The organism is Paludibaculum fermentans, assembly GCF_015277775.1.
In the GTDB taxonomy this organism is placed as follows: Bacteria; Acidobacteriota; Terriglobia; order Bryobacterales; family Bryobacteraceae; genus Paludibaculum; species Paludibaculum fermentans.
In genome coordinates this window covers 9145351-9170578 of sequence record NZ_CP063849.1, presented here as the reverse complement: position 1 = coordinate 9170578, position 25228 = coordinate 9145351, and the positions used below count along the sequence as shown (strand labels likewise).

Genomic DNA, 25228 nt, shown 5'->3' with positions numbered 1-25228 from the left:
CAATCTTGCCGCCGGAGCCGCTACTTCATCCAGAGGGGCAATGATCAGGAACTATGCATTGGCGGTGCTGTTCGTGCTGACAGGGATGGCGAAGGAATATCGCGACGACAGCGGCTTCAGCGTCAACCTGCCCGATGGCTGGCAGGTGCGCAAATACGACGGCGGCGTGGTCACCATCCTGGGTGCGTCGCCCTCGAAGTTCGTGCTCATTATGCCGGTTCTGGGCAGGACCAAGGACTGCGTCACCTCCCTCAAGATGAACCTCTCGGGTGGCTGGCAGGCCTTCCCTCAAGTCTCTGACCTCGCCATCGAGCCTGGCAATCGCAGTGCCGTCGCGCGCTTCTTCTTTAACCAGCGGCAGAGCCGCGGAGCCATACTGTGCGCGGAGACAAGCGCCCGCACCGGTATGATCTACGGTATCGCCGCTCCGGCAGCCGAGTTCGCGAGGGAACAGCCGGTCATGACGGCCATCCTCAAGAGTTTCAAGTATGGCGGCGGCGGCTCAGCAGCGGTCCCGGCGAATGCGCCTCCGGCCGCCCTGCCCCGCATGTCCAAATGGCGCGAGGCGAACGAAGGCGCGTTCGTCATCCCGATCCCCGAGGGCTGGCACGTGCAAGGCGGCATCCAACGCATCTCGAATACCGACGTGCGCGGAGGCATCCGGATCTGGAGCCCGGACAGTGCTTCCCTGATCCAGTTCAACGATGTGCGTCTCGACAAGGTACTGGTGCCGGGCCGCCAGGGCATGCCGCCGGCGCAACTTGGACCCGGTTGGCGCGCCGGAGCGCACCAGAGCGGACTCCAGATGGCGGAGTGGTATCTGCGCCAGGTCTGGGGCTCTGAACTGGGCCTCAGCGGGCTGGAGATCGTGCAGCGCCAGGATCGCAACGACCTGAACGCCCAGGCGGATCAGGTGCCCCAGCGCATGGGCGTCCATGGCTTCCAGCACCTGTTCGGTGAGATCAGCTTCCGCGCCAGCAGGAATGGACGCCCCGTGGAAGGCCGCCTGCTCGGCATGACACGCATGCTGTGGAGCCAGAGTCCCGACCTGCTGGGCGGCAACTTCGAAACCGAGATCAAAGGCTACATGGGTCCGGCCGGCAGTGGCGCGCTGCTGGCGCGAATCGGGGGCTATATCGAGGGCAACTGGGAGCACAACTACCAGTGGATCGCGGCCAACCGGCAAGCCGCTGCGCAGGACGTCCGCAATACCTTGAACCAGATGCACGCCTCGGCGGAGATTCAGCAGAAGGCGTTCTGGGATCGCATGGCCGCCTCCGACCAGCGGCGGGAAGCCGTGAACGACATCCTGGGCGGGCGTGTCCGCCTGACGGACGGCCAAGGCAACCAATACGAAGCCAAGGCCGGCAGCAACTATTACTTCTACGATGTACAGGCCGGGCACATCGCCGGACGGCCCAACGACGCCGTAGTAGGCTCGGACATCTACCCGTCTCCGGTGGTCGATCTGCGGCCCCTGGAGGTCCTCCGCTAGCCGAGGCCCGACAAGCGACCGCACCAGGTGTTGCGCCTGCGGCCGAAGTATCCACAACTCCTAGACCGTTCCGGCCTCAATGCAAGCCTCAGTAATGGAGGGGCGGGCGCTGCACGTACCCAATCAAAGATACCTGCACCTCGTTGCGCACGCGCCCCTTCAACCGGACCCGTGAATGGCCGCTACGGCCGGCCTGTCCTCTGGCGGACCGCCTCACCGAACAACGCGCACACTTTGCCGCGCAGATCGGACTTCACCACCGGCCCCTCGTTGCTGAGCTCCAGATACTCGCGCTTGGTGGACTCGTACTTCGGCCACTTCGGCAGCCCCGAGCCATTCGGGTCGCCGGACTTGGCGAAGTTCACCCAATAGCCCTGCACGCGCTGGGTCTGCACGGCGTCAGGATCGGCGGTTTCCTGCACGCCCCTGACACCGAAGACATACTGCAGTTCACCGGAATGCGGCGTACCCTTCTCCACCGGCCCCACCGTGAACTCGTACTGGTAGGTGGGGGCGTGCCGGCTATGCTGACCCGCGATCAGCACGGACGGGCAGCGGAACGAGGTGTCGGTGGAGAACTGCGACCCCGCATTGCCGTAAGGAGGATAACTCTCCACCGGAGCCCCGCCCTCCATCCCGTAGAGTTTCAATGCCTGCTCAGTGAGCGGCCCAAAGGCCCCCGCGATCCCTTTCCTGAGCGCCTCGGGTTGGCCGGTGAAGTTCCACTCCCGGCCGTTGTTCCCAATCATCAGGGGCACAGCGGCCTGTCCACCGGTTTCAAACACCTCGGCGGGAGACTTCGTCAGGAAGTAGCCGTCCACATCCGGCGCCGGCCGCAACGGACCGCCGCCTCCATAAGGAGGAGAAGCCTTCAGCACCTCGGCCGTGGAAAGCTTGCGCATGTAGGCCAGCCCGCCCGCCGCCGGTGCGTTCATCTTGGCGGCCAAGCCCCGGCCGGCCTCTTCCGCCTGCGTCAGGGTAAGCGTGGGATGCCCGCCGATGAGCACGGTGCCGCTTTGCGCGATCGCGCGCTGGAACAAACCCCTGCCCAGCGGCGACGCCATCAGGTAACCAACGTCCATCGCGCCCGCGGACTGGCCGAAGATCGTGACGTTTCTGGGATCCCCGCCAAACCGGGCAATGTTGGCCTTCACCCACTGCAGGGACGCGGCCAGGTCCATCAGACCGTAGTTGCCCGACGCGTGCTGGGCCGACTCCGCCGTCAATTCCGGATGCGCGAAGAACCCGAAAATACCCAGGCGGTATTGAACCGTCACCACCACCACGCCCTGGCTCGCCAGCTTCGCCCCGTCGAAAGCGGGCTCGATGCCGCCCGCACCGCGAGCAGACCCGCCCATGTTGGCGCCGCCGTGGATCCAAACCATCACGGGCTTGGCGCCGCGAGCCGGCCATTGCGGCGTCCATACATTCAGCGTCAGGCAGTCCTCGCTGCCGGCAGCCGCGGTCTTTGCATTCCATTCGGCCGAAACCTGGGCGCAAGGGGCGCCGTACTCCACGGCCTCACGCACTCCGGTCCAGGGCCGCGCGGCAACCGGAGGTTTCCACCGCAGGTCGCCCACAGGCGGCTGCGCAAAGGGGATCCCCTTAAACACGGCGCCGCCGGGCGCGGGCAAAGCGAGACCACGCACTTTGCCGGCAGCCGTGTCGGCGATGGGCCCATCAGCCGGCGCTCCGGAGGCCAGGGCAGCAAGCAGGCTCGCGAGGGAGGCAATCAGGTGGAAGGAAGAACGCATATCGAAGACTCGAATCTGGGCAGCGGCCCGGCAGTTCCAGCCGGCGGCGCAGGCCCGCAATGATGCTATCACCGCGAATCCGCACTGAGTATTCAAGGGCCCGCGGCCCGCGCGAAGAAGTTGCGATGATGGTGAACTGTGATGAAGCTCTCTCTCCTCGGATCCTGGCCCGTAGCGGCTCTATTGTTCGGCGTCGCCTCACCCTGCATCTCCGCCCAGACGGCGGCTCTGGACCTCAGCCAGGCGGCGGTGGTCCTCCGCGCGGAAGCGGGCCAGACCGCGGCAACCGTCCTCCAGGAGGAAGTGGAGCGCCGTACGGGTATCAAACTGCCCATCGCCGCGAATCCAGCCCAGGGACACCCGGCCATCATCCTCACCACCCAGCCGCCCGCCGGCCTTGCAGCCGGTCTGCCGCCCCTCCGTGCGGAAGGCTACCAACTGATCACCGACGGCCCGCGGCAATCCCTCTGGATCGTCGGTGCTGACGCGCGCGGCCTGCTCTACGGCGTAGGCGCCTTCCTCCGTAAAGCGGAGTGGAGCCGCGGCAAACTCAGCGTGGATCCGCTCGCCATTTCCACGTCCCCCGCCTCCCCCATCCGCGGCCATCAACTCGGCTACCGGAACACCGCCAATAGCTGGGACGCCTGGACCATCCAGCAGTTCGACCAGTACATTCGCGACCTCGCCCTCTTCGGCGTGAACAGCATCGAGAACATCCCGTTTCAGGACGACCGGCACAATCCCCTGATGAAGGTCCCGCGCAAAGAGATGAACCGCGCCATGACCGAAATCTGCCGCAAGTACGGCCTCGACTACTGGGTCTGGACGCCCGCCGATATCGACCTGAAAGACACAGCCAAACGCGAAGCCCTGCTCCGCAAATTCGACGAGGTGTTCGCCGACAGCCGCGTCCTCACCGGCGTCTTTGTGCCCGGCGGCGATCCCGGCTCCAACCCGCCCGAACTCGTCCTGCCGTTCCTCGAGGACGTCGCCAAACGCATGGCTCCACTCCATCCCAAGGCCAGGGTCTGGCTCTCATTGCAGGGCTTCGACAAGGAGAAAGAGGAGTGGGTCTACCGCTACATCGAGCAGAAGCACCCGGCCTGGCTCGGCGGCCTCGTCGCCGGCCCCTCCAGCCCGCCCATCGCCCGCACCCGCCAGCGCCTCCCCCGCCAGTACGGCCTGCGCCTCTACCCCGACCTCACCCACAACAAGATCTGCCAGTACCAGGTGCCCCACTGGGATCAGGCCTACGCCCTGACGCTGGGCCGCGAAGCCGTCAATCCGCGTCCCTCTGAGTACGCCGCCATCCACAACCGCTACGCCGCCGCCAGCGACGGCTTCATCTCCTACTCCGACGGCGTGCACGACGACGTCAACAAAGTGGTCTGGAGCGCCCTCGCCTGGGACCCCAACACCCCCGTCCGCACCATCCTGCGCGAGTACGCCAGCCTACACTTCTCCTCCGCCCTCGCCTGGGAAATAGCCGACGCGATCCTGGCGCTGGAGCGCAACTGGCAGGGCCCCCTCGCCGCCAATGGCGCCGTCGAGGGCACCCTCCTCACCTGGCGCGGTCTCGAAGCCAGGGCGCCGCAGCTCGAATCCAACTGGCGCTGGCAGATGTGCCTCCTGCGCGCCGTCTACGACTCCTATGTCCGCCGCCGCATGATCTACGAATCCGATCTGGAGACCGAGGTCAACCGCGTCCTGGCCGCGGCCAAGCCAGGCAGCTCAGCCGACGCCATCAGCCAGTCGCAAGCGATCCTCAACCGCGCCGTCTCTGCGCCCGTCAGCCCGGACCTCAAAGCCCGCATCTCTGAATTGTGCGAGAAGCTCTTCCAATCCATCGGACTCCAGACCAGCGTCGAGAAGTACCACGCCAGTGGAGCCGAACGCGGGGCGGTCCTCGACTTCGTCGACGCTCCGCTCAACAACCGCTGGTGGCTGGAGGACGAGTTCAAAAAGGTGGCAGCCCTACCTTCCGAACAGGACAAAACCGCCCGCCTGCACGCCCTGGCCGCCTGGGAACAACCCGGCCCGGGCAGCTTCTACGACGACATCGGCAACGAAGCGAAATCGCCTCACGTCGACGGCGACGCCGAGCAGGAACCCGAATCCTTCCGCGCGCCCGAGCCGACCTTCTGGTGGTGGGATAGCGGCCGCAGCCGCGCCCGCCTCTCCTGGCAGACCACCATGTGGCCGGCCCGCATGGTCTATGAAGGCCTGGATCCCAACGGCACCTACGTCGTGCGAACCGGCGGCTACGGCCAGAGCCTGCTCAGCATCGACGGCCAGCGCGCCACCCCCACCCTCGACGGCAGGCAGATGGGCGAGTTCAAGGAGTTTCCCGTCGCTCCGGATCTCCTCAAGGATGGCCGCCTGGTGCTCACCTGGACCATCCCAACCGACGAGAGCCATCTGAATTGGCGGCAGCATTCCCGGCTCGCGGAAGTCTGGCTGCTGAAGCGGAACTGATACGTCGAAAGAATATTGCGTGAACCTGGGGTGGGGCTCTCGCCTTGCCGTGACTTTGGCGCTATCCTTGCGTAAGAATCGAGGGCTTGATGGATAAAACTTATAGTCTGGGCGGGGTGAATCTGGATGTCTCCGCCGGTCGCGAGAGAGCTGCTGCCACCCCGGATCCCGGCACGCCGTTTCGCATTCTGGTACTGGGCGACTTCAGCGGCAGGGCCAACCGCGGAGTCAATGAGACAGGGCGCAAGCTCGCCGCCAGGCGGCCCATCCTCGTCGACCGCGACAACTTCGATGAGGTACTCGCTCGCCTCAATCCGCGCATCGAGCTCCCGGCCGCCGGCACTCTGCGCTTCACTGAACTCGACGACTTTCACCCGGACCGAATCTACGAATCCACCGAGTTCTTCCGCGGCCTCCGCGAAGCCCGCAAGAACCCCGAAAAGATGGTGACCGAGTCCAGGTCAGCCCCACCGCCGCCTCCTCCGCCGCCCCCCGCCGCACCCGCCGGCCCAGCCCCGAAGTTCGATTTCAGCAACCTGCTCGATCAGGCCGTCGAGGCCACCGAAACCCGCATGGGCGGCCGCGGCGCCAAATCGAAGGACGCCTTCGCCCGCTGGCTGGACGCGCAGGTCGCGCCCCACGTAGTCGCTCCTGAGGACGCCAGCGTCGTCGAACGCCGTGCGTTGATCGACCAGGCGTCCAACGTGCAGATGCGCGCCCTCCTCCACAGCTCCGCCCTGCAGTCTCTCGAAGCCGCCTGGCGCTCCCTCTTCTTCCTCGTCCGCCGCGTCGAAACCGGCACCGACCTCCAGATCTACATCCTCGATATCTCGAAGGAAGAACTCGCGGAAGACCTGGCCGATCTCGACGGTCTGCCCGAATCCGGTACCTTCCGCGCCCTGGCTGAGTCCTCCACCGGTGTCGCCGGCGGCGATCCGTGGGGCGTGATCGTCGGCAACTACACCTTCGGTTACGGGAACGACGACCTCCGCCTGCTCATGCAACTCGGCACCATCGCCGGAGCCCTGGACGCGCCCTGGATCTCCGCCGCCTCGCCGGCGTTCCTGGGCTGCCCGTCCATGGCTGCCGCGCCCGACTACAGCGACTGGACGCCGCTCAAGAGTGAGAACTGGGAAGCCTTGCGCCGCTCAGAGATCGCACCCTCCGTCGGCCTCATCCTGCCGCGTTTCCTGCTCCGCATGCCCTACGGCAAACAGTCGGATGAGTGCGAGCTCTTCCCCTTCGAGGAACTCGGCGCCGACCTCGACCATGAAGAATACCTGTGGGGCAACGCCGCCTTCGTCTGCGCCGTCCTCATGGCCGAAGCGTTCAGCGAAGACCAATGGAGCATGCGTCCCGGCCGCTACGCCAACCTGGGCGGCCTGCCCGTCGACGTCCGCACCCGCGACGGCGAACGTGTCGCCCAACCCTGCGCCGAGGTCCTCATGGCCGAGCGCGGAGCGGGCATCATCACGGACCTGGGCCTCATGCCGCTGGCCTCGCTAAAGAACACCGACGAGGTCCGGCTGGTCCGCTTCCAGTCGATCGCGCATCCGCCGGCGGCACTTTCGGGCCGCTGGTCTTCCTAAAGTGTTGGGCGGATTACTCCGCCCATTGCACCCATGGCATCTCGTACGGGACGATGGCGTCCTCGTGATACGGGATCACACGCACTGAGAATCCGCTCGAGCCGCTGTCCCTACACTCGAACCGGCCTGTATAGAGATGGTCGCCGCCCACCTGGCCCTGGTGCTCCATCTCCACGGCCTGGCCTCGCGGGATGCTGCCATCGGCATCCACGGCGCCGTAATAGATCTGTACCCTCACGTCCTGCGAAGCCAGGGCCGCCAGTTGGACCCGGACTGTCACCTTCACCTCGGAGCCGACCTGCGTCTCCTGCTGCAAGCTCGAATCCACGTTGACCACACGCACCTGGCGGCCAAACTCCAGCACCCGGCGCCGCCACTCCACCAGCGGCTTTACCCGCGCCGCTCCGTCGGCGGCAAGCCGCACATGCCGCCGGTGCGCCGGCACATAGAACCTCTCGGCATACTCCGCAACCATGCGATTCGTGCAGAAGACGGGAGACAACTGGGTCATCGACGACTTCATCCGGCTCACCCAGCCGCGCGGTACGTCGGCCGCGTCCCGCTGGTAGAACAGCGGCACCACTTCGTGCTCCAGCAGGTTATAGAGCGCCTCTGACTCGATCTGGTCCTGCGCTTCGGCATCGGTGTAGTTCTCACCGTGACCGATCGCCCAGCCGACCTCCGGCGTATACGCCTCATCCCACCAGCCATCCAGAATCGAGAGATTCAGCCCGCCGTTGGCCAGCAGCTTCATGCCGCTCGTGCCGCTGGCTTCATTCGGCCGTTGCGGCGTATTCAACCAGACGTCGACGCCCTGCACCAGATAACGGGCCACGGAGATGTCGTAATCTTCCAGGAATACAATGCTGCGGCGCACCTCTGGATCGCGCGCAAAGTGAATGATCCGCCGGATCAGTTCCTTGCCCTCGTTGTCGTGCGGATGCGCCTTGCCGGCGATCAGGATCTGCACGGGCCGCTCTGGATTGTTCAGAATCCGCTTCAGCCGCGCCGGATCCCGCAGCAACAGCGTCGCTCGTTTGTAGGTCGCGAACCGGCGCGCGAAGCCGATTGTCAGGACACCCTGCCCCAGCACCCCGGCGCAGTTCGCCACCTCGGAATCCGTCGCGCCGCGGCGCCGCAACTGGCTCGACAACCGGGCCCGCGCATAGTGGATCAGCCGCTCCCGCCGGATCTGGTGCACACGCCACAGCTCTCCATCGGGAATCCGCTCGATCCGCTCCCAGATCGCCTTGCCGGGGGGCTCCTCCGCCCAGCGGGGCCCCATATAGCGGGTCAGCAGCGCGCTCATCTCCATCGAGATCCACGAGCGCGTGTGGATGCCGTTCGTGACATACCCGATGGGCACCTCGTTCAGCGAATAGCCCGGCCACATCTCATGCGCCATCTTGCGCGTCACTTCTCCGTGCAGCCGGCTCACACCGTTGCAGTAGGCACTGTGCCGCGCGGCCAGGAAGGCCATGTTGAACGGCTCCTCCCGGCGCGACTGGTCCTGCCGCCCGTAGTCCAGCAGCCGCTCGAAGGTCAGCCCCAGGGTGTCCGCGTACTGCCGGAAATACTTCTCCATCAGCCAGGTGTCGAAACGGTCGAAGCCCGCCGGCACAGGCGTATGCGTCGTGAAGACGCTCCCTGCCGCCGAGAGCTGCCGCGCCTGGTAGTAGGGCAGATTGAACTCCTCCATCGTCATCCTCGACCGCTCCAGGCCAAGGAATGCGGAGTGCCCTTCATTCATGTGACAGACCGTGGGGTGGATCCCCAGGGCCTTCAGTGCCCGCATGCCGCCAATGCCCAGCACGATCTCCTGCTGCATGCGCAGCTCCCGGTCGCCGCCATACAGCGCGCCCGTTACCTTGCAGTCGTCCGGCCGGTTCTGCTTGACGTTGGTGTCGAGCAGGTAGAGCGGAATCCGCCCCACCTGGATCTTCCAGATCCGCGCAAAGACAGGCCGGCCCGGGAAATCGACTGAGATGAACAGCGGCGCGCCGTTGCCGTCCATCACCGGCGAAATAGGCAGGGTGTGGAAGTCGTTGATCGGGTAGGTCTCCTGCTGCCAGCCATCGGCATTCAGGTACTGGTGAAAATAGCCGCCCTGGTACAACAGGCCGACCCCCACCAGCGGCAGCCCCAGGTCGCTGGCCGACTTCAGGTGATCCCCGGCCAGAATCCCCAGGCCGCCGGCATAATTGGGGATACACTCCGACAAACCGAACTCCGCGGAAAAATAGGCCACTACCAGCGAAAGATCCAGCGGATGCTCCAGGGCAAACCGGCCTACGCTGCCCAAATAGTCCTCCAGGTCGTCGGCCGCCCGGTCCATCTGGGCCAGAAAGGCCTCATCGGCTGCGAGTTCGATCAGGCGTCGCTGATCCACCCGGCCCAGCATCCAACGCGGATTGTGGCCGGTCTCCTCCCACAAATCGGGATCGATGCTGCGAAAGAGCTCGATGGTGGGGTGGTGCCACGACCAGCGAAGATTCAGGGAAAGCTCGTTGAGGCAACTCAGCCGTTCCGGCAGCTTGGGTGAAACATGAAAGCTATAAACGCGAGGCATGTGCCGATCCTCCAGGATCGTCCAAGCCATGACTTATCAGTTTCCCCGGCCGGGCACAAGCCTCAGGCAGATGTAGGGTTGACGGCCATCCTTACCAGTAGTGGATGGCCAATACCTTGGGCGGACCCGGTGTACCCCCCACAACGTGGGTCTCCAGGACAATCTGCATATTGCGTTTGGCCCAGTCGGCGGGGGCCTCGCGCAAAGCCTCGCTCAGGTATACAGGATTCGTGAGGAAGTCCCCGGTCATCATCGTCCCTAGGTGAGTGATCCCTCCCGCCGCGACGACGAACTGTTCGGTGTTGGGGTCCAGCACGCGCGTCACCATGGCGTAGTCTGTCTCGTCGGTCCACGCACCCTGTTTGCGAAACACCCGCCAGCTAAACGGGTCGGGCGATGTCAGATCCTTCACCCCGCGCCAACCTTCGGCTTCATTGCGAACCAGGGAAAAACGCAGCCCCTCGGTCAGCCGGATGGTCCAGGCGTTGTTGAACAACCCAATCATCACCGCACTCTTGCCTCGGAGTTCGGAGTAAGGCGTGGAAGTCGCCCATCGGTACCGCGCCTCCTTGCCCCGCGTGTTCAGGAACCCGCTGATCTTCGAGAGCGCCACGGAATCACCCATCCATATAAAGCGATCCAGGTTGGACACCAGCTTCGAGACCGGAATGGTGGCCTTCGAATCCACCGCCCCCGAAGGTGTGGTCGGCAGCCTGCCCACGTAAGAGTGGGTCTTGGTCTGCCCGATGCAGAACTGCACTTCGCCTTTTGATTCGATCACCGGCTGCCAGAACTTATCGAGCACTGTGGTCGGTGCCGGCTTGGGCCGCCCCATGTACACTCCGGCCCCAAACAGGCTGGCCCCCAGCAGCACGCCCAGCGCCCAGATCGGCCAGCGGGCGTTTCGCACTTCGGGCACCGGCTCGATTCTGGGTTCCGGCGCCAAAATGTGGAACTCGGGCAGGTAAGACCCTGGCGGCAGGTCGATGCGTAGCTCACTGACGTGCCCGGTTTCCAGGTAATACTGGGCGAGTTTCTTGCGGACTTCGGCCGCCGCGTTGCGGACCACGGCGTCCTGGTTGGTGTCGTAGCTGGCGTCCCGGCCGAAGACCGCGCTGCCCACTACCCGTTCTTTCAATTCATCAATGTGGCCCTCGCAGGCCTTCTCCACCGCATACCGCAGAAGCAACTGGCAGCGGCGGCTGTTCCGGAACGGCGGACTGGCGAGAACCCGCTCAAGCTGGGCCCGGACCTGCTCCTCGGGAACCGGTTCAAGGGCGATGCGACGAGACTTTTCCGCTAACGTTTCACGCATCGAGCCCCATTGTATGCTCCATTTCCGGGCGTCGAATACGTTAGATGCGTAAAATCGTTAACGCCCCGGTAACATATTGAAAAATAGGCACCACCATCGGGCTTGACCGTATAGGACTGTCGTGAGCCTATTCTTCCGGCCTATTCCAACCAAAAATGAACCAGCATTCGAGGTTCAGCCTCAGGTTCATCCACGTCGGAAGGGAGCACAATGAATCGATCGGTCCAACTCTTGACCACCCTGGCAATGTCTGCCATCGCCATCTGGGCTCAATCCACCACCCAACAACTCTCGGGGACGGTTCACGACGCTTCGGGCGCCGTGGTCACCACCGCGAAAGTGTCCGTCCTGCAGGTCGACACCGGCCAGGTCAGGAACGCTACAGTGAATGAATCCGGCAACTGGGTCGTGCCGAGCATTCCCATCGGACTCTACGAAGTGACCGTCGAAGCGCCGGGCTTCAAGCGGACCACCCAGAAGAATGTGGTGGTGGCCGTGAACGCCAAACCCGACGTCGAAACAACCCTGGAAGTGGGATCAGTCAACGACTCGGTGACCATCAGCGCCGACTCAGCCCAGGTGGAAACCAGTTCCGGCGAGGTCGGCCGTCTCATTACGGGTCAGCAGGCGACCAATCTTCAGTTGAATGGCCGTAATTTCACCCAGCTTTTGTCGCTGATTCCCGGTGTCTCCACCACAAACCGCTCGGCCATGGACCTGTTCGGCGGCTACGGCTCCAACATGAGCGCGCAGTCCGCCAACGGCTCGCGCACCGACACGTTCTCGTGGAACATCGACGGCGTGGACAACAAGGATAACGGCGGCGGCGGCAACAACTTCGTCAACATCAATCCCGACGCCATCGCCGAGTTCAAAGTCCTGACCACGAACTACAGCGCCGAGTACGGCCAGAATGCCGGCGCCATCATCAACCTCGCCATGAAGAGCGGCACGAAGGACTTCCACGGCGGTTTGTACGAGTTCGTCCGCAACGACGCCTTCGACGCCCGCGCCTTCAACGCCATCACCAAGCAGAAGCTGCGTTTCAATAACTTCGGCTGGAACCTGGGCGGTCCGGTCTACATCCCGGGCAAGTTCAACAGCGACAGGAGCAAGCTCTTCGCCTTCGGCGGCATGGAGTTCAAGCGGCTGCGGCAGGGCGCCATCAACACCTGGGTGGTCCCCACCCAGACGCTTCGCAACGGTGACTTCTCCGGCCTAGCCTCCTCCGCCTGGCCCAAGGACCCCAACACCGGCGCCGCGTTCCCCGGGGGCATCATCCCCGATAGCCGCATCAGCAAGAACATGTCGCGGCTGATCCAGAACTTCCCCGCCCCGAACTTCAACGGGTCGGGTGGGAACTTCGTCTTCCCCACCACCGCCCCCAACGACGCCACGCAGTACTTCATCAAAGGCGACTACATCCTCAGCAACAAGAACCAAATCTCGGTCCACTTCCTGCACGACTACTACACGAACCTGAACAACCTCACGTCCCTGGTGACCTACACCCGCAAGATCCCGGGCACCAACACCAAGGCCCAGTGGACCCACATCGCCAACGCCACCACGGTCAACACGTTCCAGGCCTCGTTCAGCGGCAACGTGATCCTCCAGGGTGACTTTGCCGCCAACCCGGTGTTCCTGAACGACTACACCCGGGCCGGCCAGGGCATCACCCTGCCCATGGTCTACGGCACGAACAACACCATCCCGACCGTCAGCATCGCGGGCTACAACGCCTTGAATGCGTCCAACGTGAACTGGAACAACTTCAACCGGCTGTTCAACTTCAAGGACGACTTCTCGAAATACCTGGGCAACCACAACCTCAAGGCCGGCATCCTCATCATGCGCAGCCGCAAGAATCAGGACAACTGGCCCGCCGTAAACGGCACCATCACCTACGCCACCGGACACTCCAACTCCACCGGGAACGCCATGGGCGACGCGCTGCTGGGCAATTTCTCGCAGTACACCGAGGCGAACACCAACCGCGAAGGATGGTACCGCTTCACCCAGATCGAGCCCTATGTACAGGACGACTGGAAAGTGAATTCCCGGCTGACCATCAACATGGGCTTCCGCTACCAGTACATGCAGCCGCAATACTGCGCGCTGCAGAACTGCGTCATGTGGCTGCCGCAGTATTACGACCTGAACAAGGCCCCGAAGATCAACCCGGCGAACGGCCAGATCCTGGCCGGCAGCTATGATCCTTATAACGGTCTCGTCCTGGGCGGCACCGAGTTCCCCGACGCCGCCAAAAAGCGCATTGCCCAGACCAGCGATCCGGCCGTGCTGGCCCTGTTCCGCGGCATTCCCAAAGAAACAGCGAATAAGTACGGCGCCACCTGGGGGCCACGCCTGGGCTTCGCCTTCGATCTCACGGGCAAGCAGAAGACCGTGCTTCGCGGCGGCTACGGCGTGTTCTACGAACGAGTCGAAGGCAACTTCCTCTTCAGCGCCATCAACAACCCGCCGTTCATCTCCCAGTCGGATATCTACGATGCCAACATCGAGAACCCTACCGGCGGCAGCCGCCTGAGCTATCCGGCCGCCATCTCCAATGCCCACTTCCCCGACATGAAAGTGCCGCGGATCATGAACTGGAGCTTCGGCGTGCAGCACAAGGTCGACTCCATGACGACGCTGGACGTCGCCTACGTCGGCTCCAGCGCCGCAAACCTGGCCCGCACCCTGAACTACAACCAGTTGCCGGCCGGCACGCTCCAGAAGAACCCGGGCGTCAACACGAACGCCCTGCGCCCTTACCCCGGCTACGCCAACATCAATATGTACGTCACCGGTTCCAACTTCATCTACAACTCGCTGCAAACCTCAGTGAAGCGGCAGATGCGGGGCGGCGGGCTGCTGAACCTCGCCTACACCTGGTCGCGGGCCATTACCGACGCCAGCGCCTACAACGAGCAGCCCATGGACAGCTACAACTTCAAGGCCGAGCGCGGCCTGGCCTCCTACCACCGCGCGCACGTCTTCGTGTTCAGCTACATCTATCCGCTGCCCTTCTGGAGAACAGGCGCCGAATGGTACAAGAAGACGCTGGGCGGCTGGCAGGTCTCCGGCGTCACCACGCTGCAGACCGGAACACCGCTCAACCTGAGCATCAACCCCGACCAGGCCGGCATCGGCCAGACCAGCCAGCGGCCCGACGTGGTGGGCGACTGGAACCAGGGCGGCGGCCAGCGCCTGCAATGGTTTAACACCGCCGCATTCGCGCTGCCCGCCGCCGGCACCTTCGGCAACCTCGGCCGCAATGTCATCATGGGGCCGGGCGTCAACAACTGGGATGCGTCCCTGCAGAAGTTCTTCCGTTTCAACGAAACGACCAGCCTGCAGTTCCGCGCAGAGTTCTATGACGCACCCAATCACATGTCCTGGTGGGGCGTCGGCACCACTATGGGCGCCTCCAACTTCGGCCAGATCACCAGCGCGACCGATCCCCGCACCATGCAGTTCGGTCTTCGCTTTAACTTCTAGCCAAAACCGACTGGGCGGCTCACCTGACCGGGTGCGCCGCCCTTTCTGCGTATAGGCCCCAGGGGTATCCATTGACATCCACTCCACTCAGGCGCAGTATAGGGGTGTAGGGTATGTGCGGAAGAGAAGAGAGGAGCAAGGGATGTCCTGTAGCGGCCACCATCACCATTCGGATTCGGCCTTCGCCTGGGGCAGCGTGTGGAACGGGCTCCTGGTCGCCGTCGAGTTCGCAATAGGGGCCTGGACCGGTTCGGCCGCCCTGCTGGCCGACGCGACTCACAATCTCAGTGACACTCTCTCCCTGCTGTTGGCCTGGGGCGCCCGTGTCGCCGCGCGCCAGCCCGCCACCGCGGAGCGCACCTACGGCCACCGACGTCTCACGGCCATCTGCGCCTTTGTGAATGCGGTAGTCCTGCTGGGTACGCTGGGCTTCATCGCCTGGGAGGCGGTGACCCACTGGAACGACCAGAACCCGCTGAAGTACGGCGTCGTGATGGCCACCGCCGCGGCCGCCCTGCTGGTCAACGGCTGGACGGCTTGGAACCTCCAGAAGGGGTCGGATCACGACCTGAACACACGCGCCGCTTACCTCCATATGGCGACCGACGCGGGGGTCTCCCTGGCCGTGCTGGCCGGCGCCGGCATCAGCGCCGTCACCGGCTGGCGCTGGATCGACGGGGCCCTGGCTCTCGTTATTGTGGCAATGACCCTGCGCAGCAGTTGGCCGGTTTGCGTCGAATCGTGGCGCATGGTCGCCGATGGCGTGCCGGCCAATATCGACCTGCCGCAGGTCCGGGCCGCCCTTCTGGCCATGCCCGGCGTGACCGGCGCGCACGACCTGCATGTCTGGAGCCTCAGCACCACCGAATCCGCCCTCACCGCCCACCTGGTGGTGAACCATGAACGGCTGGACAACCGCTTTCTCGGAGTGGTCCACGAGAGCCTGCGCAGCCGCTTCGGCATCGCCCATACAACACTTCAAGTGGAAGCTTCGGAACCGCCGTTGTGCCACGGCTGCCCCCTGGCCTGAGATACTGAAGGGTCAGAAAGGACCCGTGTATTGAAGCCTGCCAGTATGAATTGGGAGACCCTGAAGGTCTTCCCCCTCGCCACCCGGAAGAGTCTCACGCAAGTCGAACAGATCCTGGTTCCGCCAGACGCCGAGCCCAAAGCCTGCACCCCTGAGGTCGACCAGGCCACGGCGGAGTGCGCCCGAACCATCCAGTCTGCCCGCGAGCGCGGCGCGGGGGTCGCCCTGATGTACGGCGCACACCTCCTGCGGAACGGTTCGGCCCTGATCCTCGAGAAGATGATGGCCTCCGGTTGGCTGACCCACGTCTGCACGAACGGCGCCGGCACGATCCACGATTGGGAGTACTCCTGGTTGGGCCGCTCCACCGAGAGCGTGGAAGAGAATGTCGCCACAGGCACCTTCGGAGCCTGGGACGAGACCGGCCGCAACATCCATCTCGCCCTGCTGGCCGGGGCGTTGCGCAGCGAAGGCTACGGCGTCTCGCTGGGCCGGTTCATCTGGGAAGACGGAGTCACCCTGCCCACTCAGGGCGAACTGGAACAGGCGATCGCGACTGAACCCGGCCATCCCTTGACCGGAGCCCGGGCCGACCTGCTGCGCCAGATGCGCCAGCATGCTCTGCCCAGCGGCCGCATCACGGTCGAGCACAAGTGGAAGCAGGCGTCCATCCTGGCGCAGGCTTTCCGCCACGAGGTACCGGCCACCGTGCATCCGGGCATCGGCTACGACATCATCTCCAACCATCCGATGTTCGACGGAGCCGTGATCGGCCGCGCCGGCGGCCTGGACTTCCGCCTGTTCGGCGATTCGGCCGAGTCGCTCGACAATGGCGTGGTGCTCTCCATCGGCTCCGCCATCATGGCGCCCCAGGTATTCGAGAAGACGCTGAGCTGCGTGAACAACCTGCGGCTGCAGGCCGGCCGGCCCACAGTAAGCGGACTGACTATCTATGTCGTCGACCTGCAGGACGGCGGCGGCTGGGACTGGACCAAGGGCGAACCGCCCAAGACGAATCCGGCCTATTACCTGAGATTCTGCAAGAGCTTTTCGCGCATGGGTGGCACCATGCACTATGTGCAAAGCGACAATCTGGCGTTCGTTCACCACCTTTACAAACACCTGCAATCCCGCTAATTGCGCGGGGCTACAAATCCTCGGATAATGAACAATCAGGTCATTATCCGAGGCCTCTGATGCGTGTACTTTCCGTAATACTTTCCTTTTCTGTATTCCTTTCCATTGCTCCGGCGCAGGAGCTATCGCAAGCCGAGCTCAGCAAGACGATCAAGAACGCCGCCGCCCGGGCTCAGGCCGCCAAGCGCTATTCGATGGAAGGCACGCTGGTGCTGGAAGGGCAACAGGGCAAGAACGCGGCCCGCACCCTCTCCACGGCCAAATTCAAGCTGGCCAGCGGTCCGGAAGGCAAGTCGTTCCTGCGCATCGAGGCGGAGGAGAAGGACGAATACCAGCTCATCTCCAACGGCCAGAAGAGCTGGGCCTATGTGCCGAAGCTGAAGCAGTTCACCGAGGAAGAGGGCGCTCCGCTGGACAGCGAAGAGACGGGGGGCGATTCCGACAATGAGCGGGACCTCGCCGAGACCTTTACCCGCATGGTTGTGCCGGGTTTGGCGAATATGTTCAAGAACGCCGAGAGCGCGGACCAGAACGGCGTGGCGCCGGTGAAGTTCGAGGGCCGCAAGGACAGGTGGCCGCTGCTCCGGGTGATGTCGAAAGAGGACCCGGAAGACGGACGTACCTATATCGAAATGGCCGTGCAGCCGGAAACGCTGGACATCGGCCACGTCGTCTGGGCGAATACGCGGACCCGCAACGGGGAGCGAACCCTGTTCCGCATGACCCTCGAACTCTCGAGCTTCCGCTGGGACGACGCCGTGCCGGATTCCACCTTCGAGTTCCTGCCGCCGAAGAACGCGAAGCGGGTGGACGCTGTGCCGATCCCCGGCCAGACCGGCTCCCTGTTGCTGAACAAGCCGGCGCCGGACTTCGAACTGAAGACGCTGGAAGGCGAGAAGGTGCGGCTGTCGGACCTGCGCGGCAAGGTAGTGCTGCTGAACTTCTGGGCCAGCTGGTGCGGGCCGTGCCGCCGCGAACTGCCGGGCCTGGCCGACATCTATGACCGCCTGAGCAAGAAGGGCCTGTACGTCTACGGCATCAACGACGAGGGCAAGAGCGTCGCGAAAGAGTACTCCAAAGAAGCAGTGCTCTCCTTCCCTACCCTGGACGACTCCAGCCGGAAGGCGCATAGCCTGTACCGGATCCGCTCGATCCCGACCGTCTTCATCATCGACGCGAATGGCCAGGTGGTGCGCTTCCTCAGCGGCTCGCGCAGCAAAGAGGACCTGCTGGCGGTACTGAAGGGCGTGGGCTTCTAGTCCTTGGCAATCGAGATCAGGCGGAGCGTCGTAACCAGTTGGATCGCGAAGGTATTGCCCGAAGCGCCGGGCGTGGCCGGACCGTGCTGGATCTGATAGCCCACCTTGAGCAACTGGTGCGAATTGGGCCGGTAGCCGACTGTCACTTCATAGATGTCGTTGGCCGGGTTCCGGCTGGAGCGCGTGTAGCCGGCGCGGCCCGCCACATACCAGCGCGGATGGAGCACCCGGCGAGCTTCGGCATAGCCGGAGTGTTGGTTGAGAAAAGGGACGACGCGATAGGCCCGCTGGAACTTCTGCCACTCGCCGGTGACGTCCCAGTGGCCGCGCGCCCACTCGACATCCAGGCCGTAGGCCGAGCCCGGCAGATCACGGGGCTTCGCTTCACCGGCCCGGTAGAAGGCATACCCCCGATGAAGATAAGGACCACGGTAAGCGGAGACGCCGACTCGGAGGCCCTGCATCAGGGTGACGCCCGCTCCTCCGGCCCAGGTGCCGTACTGGTCGTTATCGAAGACACTACGCCGGTTGGCCGGAGATGAGTTCACGAGCTGGGCGCGGAAGTCGAACCGGGAGACGGTGAGGTCCGCCTGCGCGCCGGCCTGGCCGAGCGTCGTGATCGGCTTGTAGTAGTAGCCGTACGTCGCGGGCATATCGATCAGCGGGTTGGCCATGTCGTCATAGTGCAGGAGGAACGACCCGAAGGCAGAGGAGAGCTGCCCGGCGCGGACGACCAGCGAACCGTTCTTCCAGAACTGCGAATAGCTCAAGTGCGCCTGGAGCAGGTCGCCTTTCAGGCCGTGGCCCTGGGTGTTGAACTGCTCGTAGAAGTAGGGGCGCGTGTACACCTGGTAGGTGGCGGCGACGGTCCAATGGCGGTTAATCTTCCAGGACGGATAGAAGACCGCGCGAGTTCCTGCCGCCGCTGGGGCGCCGTCTCGGGGTGGAGCGGTCAAACGGTCAGTGAAGAAGCCGCCGGCACTGAGCGCGGTGCGGAGCTCGAAACCGGAGTTCGCCTCCTGCGCCGGCAACCCGCCGCACAGCATCAGGATGACGACGAGGAGCCTCATGCTTCACTCGATTCCCTGGCCGGGAGCGGCGGATCCGCCACTGCTTCGACGAGGCTGAGCATGGAGTTCTCCAGGCAGAAGCCTTCGGCCCGGCGGCGCGCAAAGGTGGGCGCCAGCTCGGTGAATACCTCGACTACATGGGCATCGAAGAGCCGCCCGGCGCTCTCCTGCAGCCATGAGAGCGTCTCGTCATGGCTCAGCCCGTTGCGATAGGGCCGGTCTGTCGTCATGGCGTCATAGGTGTCGACGACATGGACGATGCGCGCCGGCAGCGGCGTCTCCTCGCCCAGCAGCCCGTTTGGATACCCGGTGCCATCCCAGTTCTCGTGGTGGAGTTCCACGATGGGCAGGTAGGGCTGGAAGCCCTGGACACCCTCCATGATGCGGCGGCCGATGGTGGGGTGCTGCTTGATCAGGTCGAACTCTTCGTCGGTGAGGCGGCCGGGTTTTTGCAGGACGGCGTCGCGGATGCCGATCTTGCCGATGTCGTGGAGCAGCGCGCCGATCTGCATCTCCTCCAGGTCTTCCGTGCTGAAGTTCATGGCACGGGCCACGGCGCAGGCCATTTCGCTGACGCGGCGGCTGTGGCCGGCGGTATAGCGGTCGCGGGCATCCAGCGCATTGGCGAGCGAGCCGCTGAACTCGACGTAGGCGCGGTGCAGCGACTGGCGGGCCTCGCGGATGGCGGCCGCGGCGCGGTTGAAGCTGCGCGTGAACTCGCGGATCTCGTAGGTGGCGCCGGGCGTTGTCTGGAACTCGGGCAGCCGGCCGGTATGGGCGCACTCCCGCAGCTGCTCGGCCACACTGGCGATGGGCTTGACGATGGAGCGCGACGCCAGAAGGCTCACCACCATGGCGGCGAGCAGCGCGCCGAGCCCGGCCACGAGGAAGACCTGGCGCAAGATGGCATGGACCGGCCCGATGGCGGAGTCGACATTCTGTAAGCTGCGCAACAGATAGCCATCCCCAAAGGACATGCTCTCCAGCGGCAGGGACAGGTAACTGTCACCCCCGAGGGTCACTTCGCATTCGGCCTGCGGCTGACAGGCCTTGAGTGCGGCTTCCAACCGCGGCGCCGCAATGCCCGGGATGCTGGAGAGCAGGACCTTGCCGTTGCGGGTCAGCACGGCCGGCGTGGTAAAGCCGGAGAAGTCGAAGGTCTCGCCGACCGCGAGAGTGCCGATCAGTTCGTCCGCCTGTTCCAGCGAGATGGAAGTCACCTGGTAGGTGCGGTCGTCGAGATTCAGGAAGCCCCGGCTGGGCGGCTGGATGGCGGTCATGTCCATGGCGATCAACCGCCCGGCCGAGCGAATGACTCCGGCCAGGGGCTTGCCTTGCGTGTCGGATACGGTGAGCAGGTCGAAGCCGAGCTTCTCGCCGACGTCGCGCAACTGGTCTTCGACCGTGCGGCGCGCGTCGGCGCTGTGGGGCTCGGCGGCCATCAACTGGAGGCCGGCCTTGAGGGCGGCGTTTTCGCCGATGACCCGCAGGAAGCGGCTGTTCTGCAACTCGCCCTTCGACCGCACACGGGCGATCAACGACTGGGTGTCGCGGAGCGCGGCGCTGAGCCGCTCGTGCACGGTGGACTCCACCATCTCCTGAATCGCCCAGAAGCTACCCGTGAGCAACAGTGCGAAGGGCGTGAAGGAGTAGAGAAAGGTCCGTGTGGCGAATCGCATGGGTCACCTGTCATGCACGTGTTGGGCGGTGGTTTCCGGACCCAGCGGGATGGAGAATTGGACCTTCACCGTGCCGGTCTCGGAGACCTGCACCTTCTGCCGGAAGAAGCCTGCCGTCTTGTGCCAGGCCACCAGGGTGTACTCACCGGCGGGCACCTGCGAGAGGGTGAAACGGCCTTCGGCGTCGCCGCGGACGTAGAACCGGTTGGGCACGATGACGATGGCCGCGGCCATGTTGGGGTGGAGGTGGCAGTTGACGAAGACGATGCCAGGGTTCTGGAAGGGGACGCTGCGCGACTGGTTGCGCGGGTAGTTCCCGAGGTCGAAGGACTTGGCTTTTGAGAGGGAGAAGACGTTGTGGAAGATGGGGTCCAGGTTGGGGAACGAGACGGTGGAGCCGGCGGGAATGACCAGGAGGTCGGGGAAGAAACGTCGCTCCTTCTGCTCCATGGTGGCGTTAACGGGCTTGGCGCCCAGGGCGCCTTCGAGGTAGACGACGACGTGCTCGCGTTCGTAGGCCAGGGGGTCGACTGTAGGGTCAGTGCCCAGCTCGACGGGGGTCCCGCGCTGGTAGGCGCCTGCGGAGGCAGTCACGGTTCTCTTCGTCAACTTCCGCAGAATCAGTATGTTGCCTTCAATATCCGCAGTCCGGGCCACGTGCGCGGCGAGCAGCAGCAGTGGGACCAGCCGGAGTACTCCACCAATCATGACGAAGTGATCGACATTGCCGCGGAATCGGACTATAGGAGCTTGACCTGATTCGGCTAAGGTGTAGGCCCCAGGCGACCTTAGCAGCCTGTGGCGAAAGTCGCGCAGGCGGGACCTACGCCACAGACTGCTAGGCCCGGCCGCCGAGAACCGCGCGGACTTTCAGTGCCAGCTGCTCCGGACTGAAGGGCTTCTGAATGAACTCGGCGCGCATATCGAGGTGGCTTCGCTCGGAGATGGCGGCGCCGCTGTAGCCCGACATGTAGAGCCACTTCATGTCCGGATGGATCTCGCGGATGCGGCGCGCCAGCTCGACGCCATCCATTTCGGGCATGACGACGTCGGTCAGGAGCAGATCGATGGCGCCACGGCCTGCGCGTGCGATTTCGAGGGCCTCGTTTGCACCGGCGGCGTCGATGACGGAGTAACCGCAGGAGGCGAGCACATGGACAGCAAACTCCCTGACGGCGTGCTGATCCTCGACGACAAGGACCGTTTCAATGCCCGCGGGCGCCTCGGCGGAATCCCCCTCCCCACGGGCCGGCGCCTCGGCGGCTACGGCGGGCAGGTAGATTTCGAAGGTGGCACCGGCACCGGGCCGGCTGCGCACCTCGATGATGCCGTCGCATTGGGACACAACGCCCTGCACCATGGAGAGTCCGAGACCAGTGCCCTTGCCCACCTCTTTCGTGGTGAAGAAGGGTTCGAAGATGCGGGTGCGCGTCGCCTCGTCCATGCCGTGGCCGGTGTCACCGACAGCCAGGCGGACGAAGCGGCCGGGCCGCCGGTCCGGGTGATCGATGAGCGCGAACTCGTCCCACTCGATGAGCGAGGTCTCGATGAGGAGAACGCCTCCAGCCGGCATGGCGTCGCGCGCATTGACGGCCAGGTTCATGATGACCTGTTCCATCTGATGCAGGTCGGCCCGCACGACGGCGGAGCCGGAGAACTGGACCACGCGGACCTCAACATCCTCGCCCACAAGCCGGGTGAGCATGGGCTGAAGGGCAAGCACCACCTGGTTCAGGTTGAGAGCCTGCAGATTCATCATTTGCTTACGGCTGAAGGCCAGCAACTGCTTTGTCAGGCTGGCGGCCCGTTCACCGGCCGCGTAGATCTGCTCCACATGGGAGCGGAGCGGACTGCCGGCGGGCAGGGTTGCGAGCATCAACTGGCTGTAGCCGTTGATGACGGTGAGCTGGTTGTTGAAGTCGTGCGCAACGCCCCCGGCCAGGCGGCCCACCGACTCCATCTTCTGGGCCTGCATGAGGCGCGCCTCAGACTGCTTCCGCTCCGTGATGTCGCGGCTGACGCCGAGGATCTTGTGCACCCGCCCTCGCGGGTTCAGCAGGAGCGTGGTGACCACCTCCGTGTCGACGACACCCCCGTCGGCCCGCATCTGCTCGAGCTCGTCGACGGCATGTACCGCGGTGAGGTCGCCCGCTTCCACCGCCGCGATGCGCCGATCGATCTTGCGCCTGGCCACTTCGTAAGAGCGCGGACTCAGTATTTGGGCCAGGCTCCGCCACATGGAGGCTTCCAAGGGTAGCGCGCTGAACTTGCGGGCCGAGGGGCTGACGTAAGTGAAGCGCTGCCCCTCAAGGTCGTAGAGCCAGATGACATCCCCGGTATTCTCGGAGATCATCCGGTAGCGTTCTTCGTTCTCGCGCAGGGCCGCTTGCGCCAGGCGCTGTTCGACGGCAATCGCCAGGCTGGAGGCCATGCGTTCGAGGAGCGGGATCAGGCGGCCATCCAGCCGTGCCGGAGCGGGATCGCAAAACTGGAGCAGCCCCAGGGTTCGGCCGGCGAAGCGCAGCGGGATGAGGGCCAGTGTTTCGAAGGCCCGCAGCGGGCAGTTGGGCCGAAGCTGAATGGCGGCGCCGGGGTGGAAGCCGGCCGCCGCGGCAGAAGAGAAGTGGCCAGACCAGTAACTGCCTTCCGCGGTGAACCCATTGGAGCGAAGCTGGGCATGGCCGTTCTCGGCGGAGCTGGAGAGGACGGCTCCACACAGACAGAGCACCGGCGGCTCTTCAAACGTATGCTGGAACGGCGATTTCCACGGACATTTCAAGGACTCGTGCAACCCGGAGGAGTAGAGGTAAGGGAACCGGTCCTCCTCGCGGAGCCGGATGGCCGCCGATTCGACGCCTGTGATGGAGAGGAGAAAGTCGATCACACTGCGCACGAGTTCATCCACGCTGCCGGCCCGGTTGAGCAGCCGCAGGAACGCGACGGCCCATTCCTGCTCAGTCTCGTGCTGTTTCCGTTCGCTGATGTCCTGGATGGTGCCGATCATGCGAATGGGCTGCCCAGCCGGATCGAACTCCAATTCGCCGAGCCCGTGCACCCAGCGCACCTGCCCATCGGACAGCCTGACGATCTTGTATTCGAGATCGAAGCGGCCGCGGCGGGCGAGCACGTGATTCTGGAAGTGGTCAGAGGCGGTCTGCCGGAAGTCCGGGTGAACGATCTGGAGCCAATTGGAGAGCGACTTTTCGAAGCCCGCATCCAAACCGAAGATTTCGTCCAGCACGCCGGAACTGGTCCAGCGGTCCCTGGTGATATCGAGGACGTAACTGCCGAGGCCCGCAATTTCCTGGGTCGCATGCAGTAGTTTGAGGCTCTCCCGCAGGACGGCGTCGACACGGTGGCGCTCCGTCACATCGCGCAGCATGAGCGCGAGGCGGCCGGGGCTGATCGGGAACAGGAGCATCTCGAACCATTGCTCGCGCTCAGGGGAAGAGACGTCCAACCGGGCCGGTGTGCCGGTCCGGAGGACCTCCGCGCCCTCCAACACCCAATCCGGGTTTGTTTCGGGAAACAGCTCCCGGACCGACCGGCCTTTGATTTCGTCCACCGGACGGGCCGCCCACCGGGCGAAGGCTGGATTCGCAGCCAAGTGGAGCAGGTCGGCCACTTGGCCAGACTCGTCCACGACCGGCTCAAGCATAGCGAAGCCGTCCATGATCTCGTTGAATAGCAGCCGGCGGAGTTCCTCCAGGTTGTGGATGGACTCCTTATCGATGATGAAGCCCTCGATGCCGGTGACGACACCGTCCTCCACTATCGGATGAGCGGTAAACGTGTGATAGCCGATTCGGCCATCCAGCATGCGCCGGGCGAACTCGCCGGCACGCACAGGTTCGCCGGCCAAAACTTGAGTCAGTAGAGCTTCAACTTCAGCAACATCCCTGGCCAACAAAGTGGCGCTGAAATGGCGGCCTATGATTTCGGATGGGCTTGCATATCCATGGAGGCGCAGCCACGCCTTGTTCACCCAACGGAAGGTGCCATCCGCATTGACCTGGAAATGTCCGGCTTCCGAGTCCTCGACGGCTTTGCGGAATTGCTCATCCCGCAAAGAGAGAGGGGCGAGGCAATCATCAGGCCGGCTCAAAGTTCACTCCTAATCGGGACACTCGCAGTAGTGGCGAGAAATGCACGAGGATTCTCAATTCCGGCCAGGTCGGCGGGTTCACAACAGTCCATAAGCTAACACGAAGCCCTGCCCCCACAAAGCGGAATCTGGCCGGTTTCCGCGGGTGGACTAGTGCTTTCCACCACTATTTCATAAAGGTTTCTTTAGCTCAAAGACTGAAGCGAGCGGACTGGGGCGTATATGAGTTCCGCCGCGCTGGAGGCCGGCT

The 25228-nt window shown here is 64.3% G+C and carries 14 protein-coding genes; 7 read left to right on the top strand and 7 right to left on the bottom strand.

Translation table 11 applies throughout. From position 1 onward, the window contains the following. The first annotated feature begins 40 nt into the window (after positions 1–40). Complete coding sequence (locus IRI77_RS36330; protein ID WP_194449809.1) at positions 41–1495, top strand: hypothetical protein; 1455 nt, start codon at positions 41–43, stop codon at positions 1493–1495. A 182-nt stretch (positions 1496–1677) separates the two neighbouring features. On the opposite strand, the gene IRI77_RS36325 is transcribed toward IRI77_RS36330, so the two are convergent. Further along, positions 1678–3249, bottom strand: a complete 1572-nt coding sequence (locus IRI77_RS36325) for a carboxylesterase/lipase family protein (protein WP_194449808.1) — start codon at positions 3247–3249, stop codon at positions 1678–1680. Positions 3250–3390: 141 nt separating this feature from the next. Between IRI77_RS36325 and IRI77_RS36320 the strand changes: the two genes are divergently transcribed. Both IRI77_RS36320 and IRI77_RS36315 read left to right on the top strand, forming a co-directional pair. Further along, positions 3391–5724 carry a glycoside hydrolase family 20 zincin-like fold domain-containing protein gene (locus IRI77_RS36320; protein ID WP_194449807.1) on the top strand — a complete coding sequence of 778 codons (2334 nt, stop codon included), beginning with the start codon at positions 3391–3393 and terminating at the stop codon, positions 5722–5724. A gap of 89 nt (positions 5725–5813) precedes the next feature. After that, positions 5814–7313, top strand: a complete 1500-nt coding sequence (locus IRI77_RS36315; protein ID WP_194449806.1) for a type VI secretion system contractile sheath domain-containing protein — start codon at positions 5814–5816, stop codon at positions 7311–7313. Positions 7314–7326: 13 nt separating this feature from the next. Here IRI77_RS36315 and glgP read toward each other — a convergent pair whose 3' ends face one another. Further along, positions 7327–9882, bottom strand: coding sequence for an alpha-glucan family phosphorylase (gene glgP, locus IRI77_RS36310; protein WP_194449805.1), 2556 nt, complete (start codon positions 9880–9882; stop codon positions 7327–7329). Positions 9883–9973: 91 nt separating this feature from the next. Then, positions 9974–11197, bottom strand: a complete 1224-nt coding sequence (locus tag IRI77_RS36305; protein WP_194449804.1) for a hypothetical protein — start codon at positions 11195–11197, stop codon at positions 9974–9976. Positions 11198–11407: 210 nt separating this feature from the next. On the opposite strand from IRI77_RS36305, the gene IRI77_RS36300 reads away from it, so the two are divergent. The 4 genes from IRI77_RS36300 to IRI77_RS36285 all read left to right on the top strand — a co-directional run bounded on the left by IRI77_RS36300 (position 11408) and on the right by IRI77_RS36285 (position 18124). After that, positions 11408–14698 (top strand): TonB-dependent receptor, encoded by a 3291-nt coding sequence (locus tag IRI77_RS36300; RefSeq protein WP_228486504.1) that lies wholly within the window; start codon positions 11408–11410, stop codon positions 14696–14698. Between the two features lie 142 nt (positions 14699–14840). Next, positions 14841–15728 (top strand): cation diffusion facilitator family transporter, encoded by an 888-nt coding sequence (locus tag IRI77_RS36295; protein WP_194449803.1) that lies wholly within the window; start codon positions 14841–14843, stop codon positions 15726–15728. Between the two features lie 45 nt (positions 15729–15773). Beyond that, positions 15774–16865 carry a hypothetical protein gene (locus IRI77_RS36290; RefSeq protein WP_194449802.1) on the top strand — a complete coding sequence of 364 codons (1092 nt, stop codon included), beginning with the start codon at positions 15774–15776 and terminating at the stop codon, positions 16863–16865. A gap of 59 nt (positions 16866–16924) precedes the next feature. Then, on the top strand, positions 16925–18124 hold the full coding sequence (locus IRI77_RS36285; RefSeq protein WP_194449801.1) for a redoxin domain-containing protein: 1200 nt from the start codon (positions 16925–16927) through the stop codon (positions 18122–18124). Here the strand turns inward: IRI77_RS36285 and IRI77_RS36280 are convergent. From IRI77_RS36280 to IRI77_RS36265, 4 genes are all read right to left on the bottom strand, one after another. Next, positions 18121–19194: a hypothetical protein gene (locus IRI77_RS36280; protein WP_194449800.1), complete on the bottom strand. Its 1074-nt coding sequence runs from the start codon at positions 19192–19194 to the stop codon at positions 18121–18123. The genes IRI77_RS36285 and IRI77_RS36280 overlap by 4 nt on opposite strands. Continuing rightward, positions 19191–20873 carry an HD-GYP domain-containing protein gene (locus IRI77_RS36275; RefSeq protein WP_194449799.1) on the bottom strand — a complete coding sequence of 561 codons (1683 nt, stop codon included), beginning with the start codon at positions 20871–20873 and terminating at the stop codon, positions 19191–19193. The genes IRI77_RS36280 and IRI77_RS36275 overlap by 4 nt, the downstream gene beginning before the upstream one ends. Positions 20874–20876: 3 nt before the next feature. Next, positions 20877–21581, bottom strand: a complete 705-nt coding sequence (locus tag IRI77_RS36270) for a hypothetical protein (protein WP_194449798.1) — start codon at positions 21579–21581, stop codon at positions 20877–20879. Between the two features lie 130 nt (positions 21582–21711). After that, on the bottom strand, positions 21712–24978 hold the full coding sequence (locus IRI77_RS36265; RefSeq protein WP_194449797.1) for a PAS domain S-box protein: 3267 nt from the start codon (positions 24976–24978) through the stop codon (positions 21712–21714). Positions 24979–25228 lie beyond the last annotated feature (250 nt).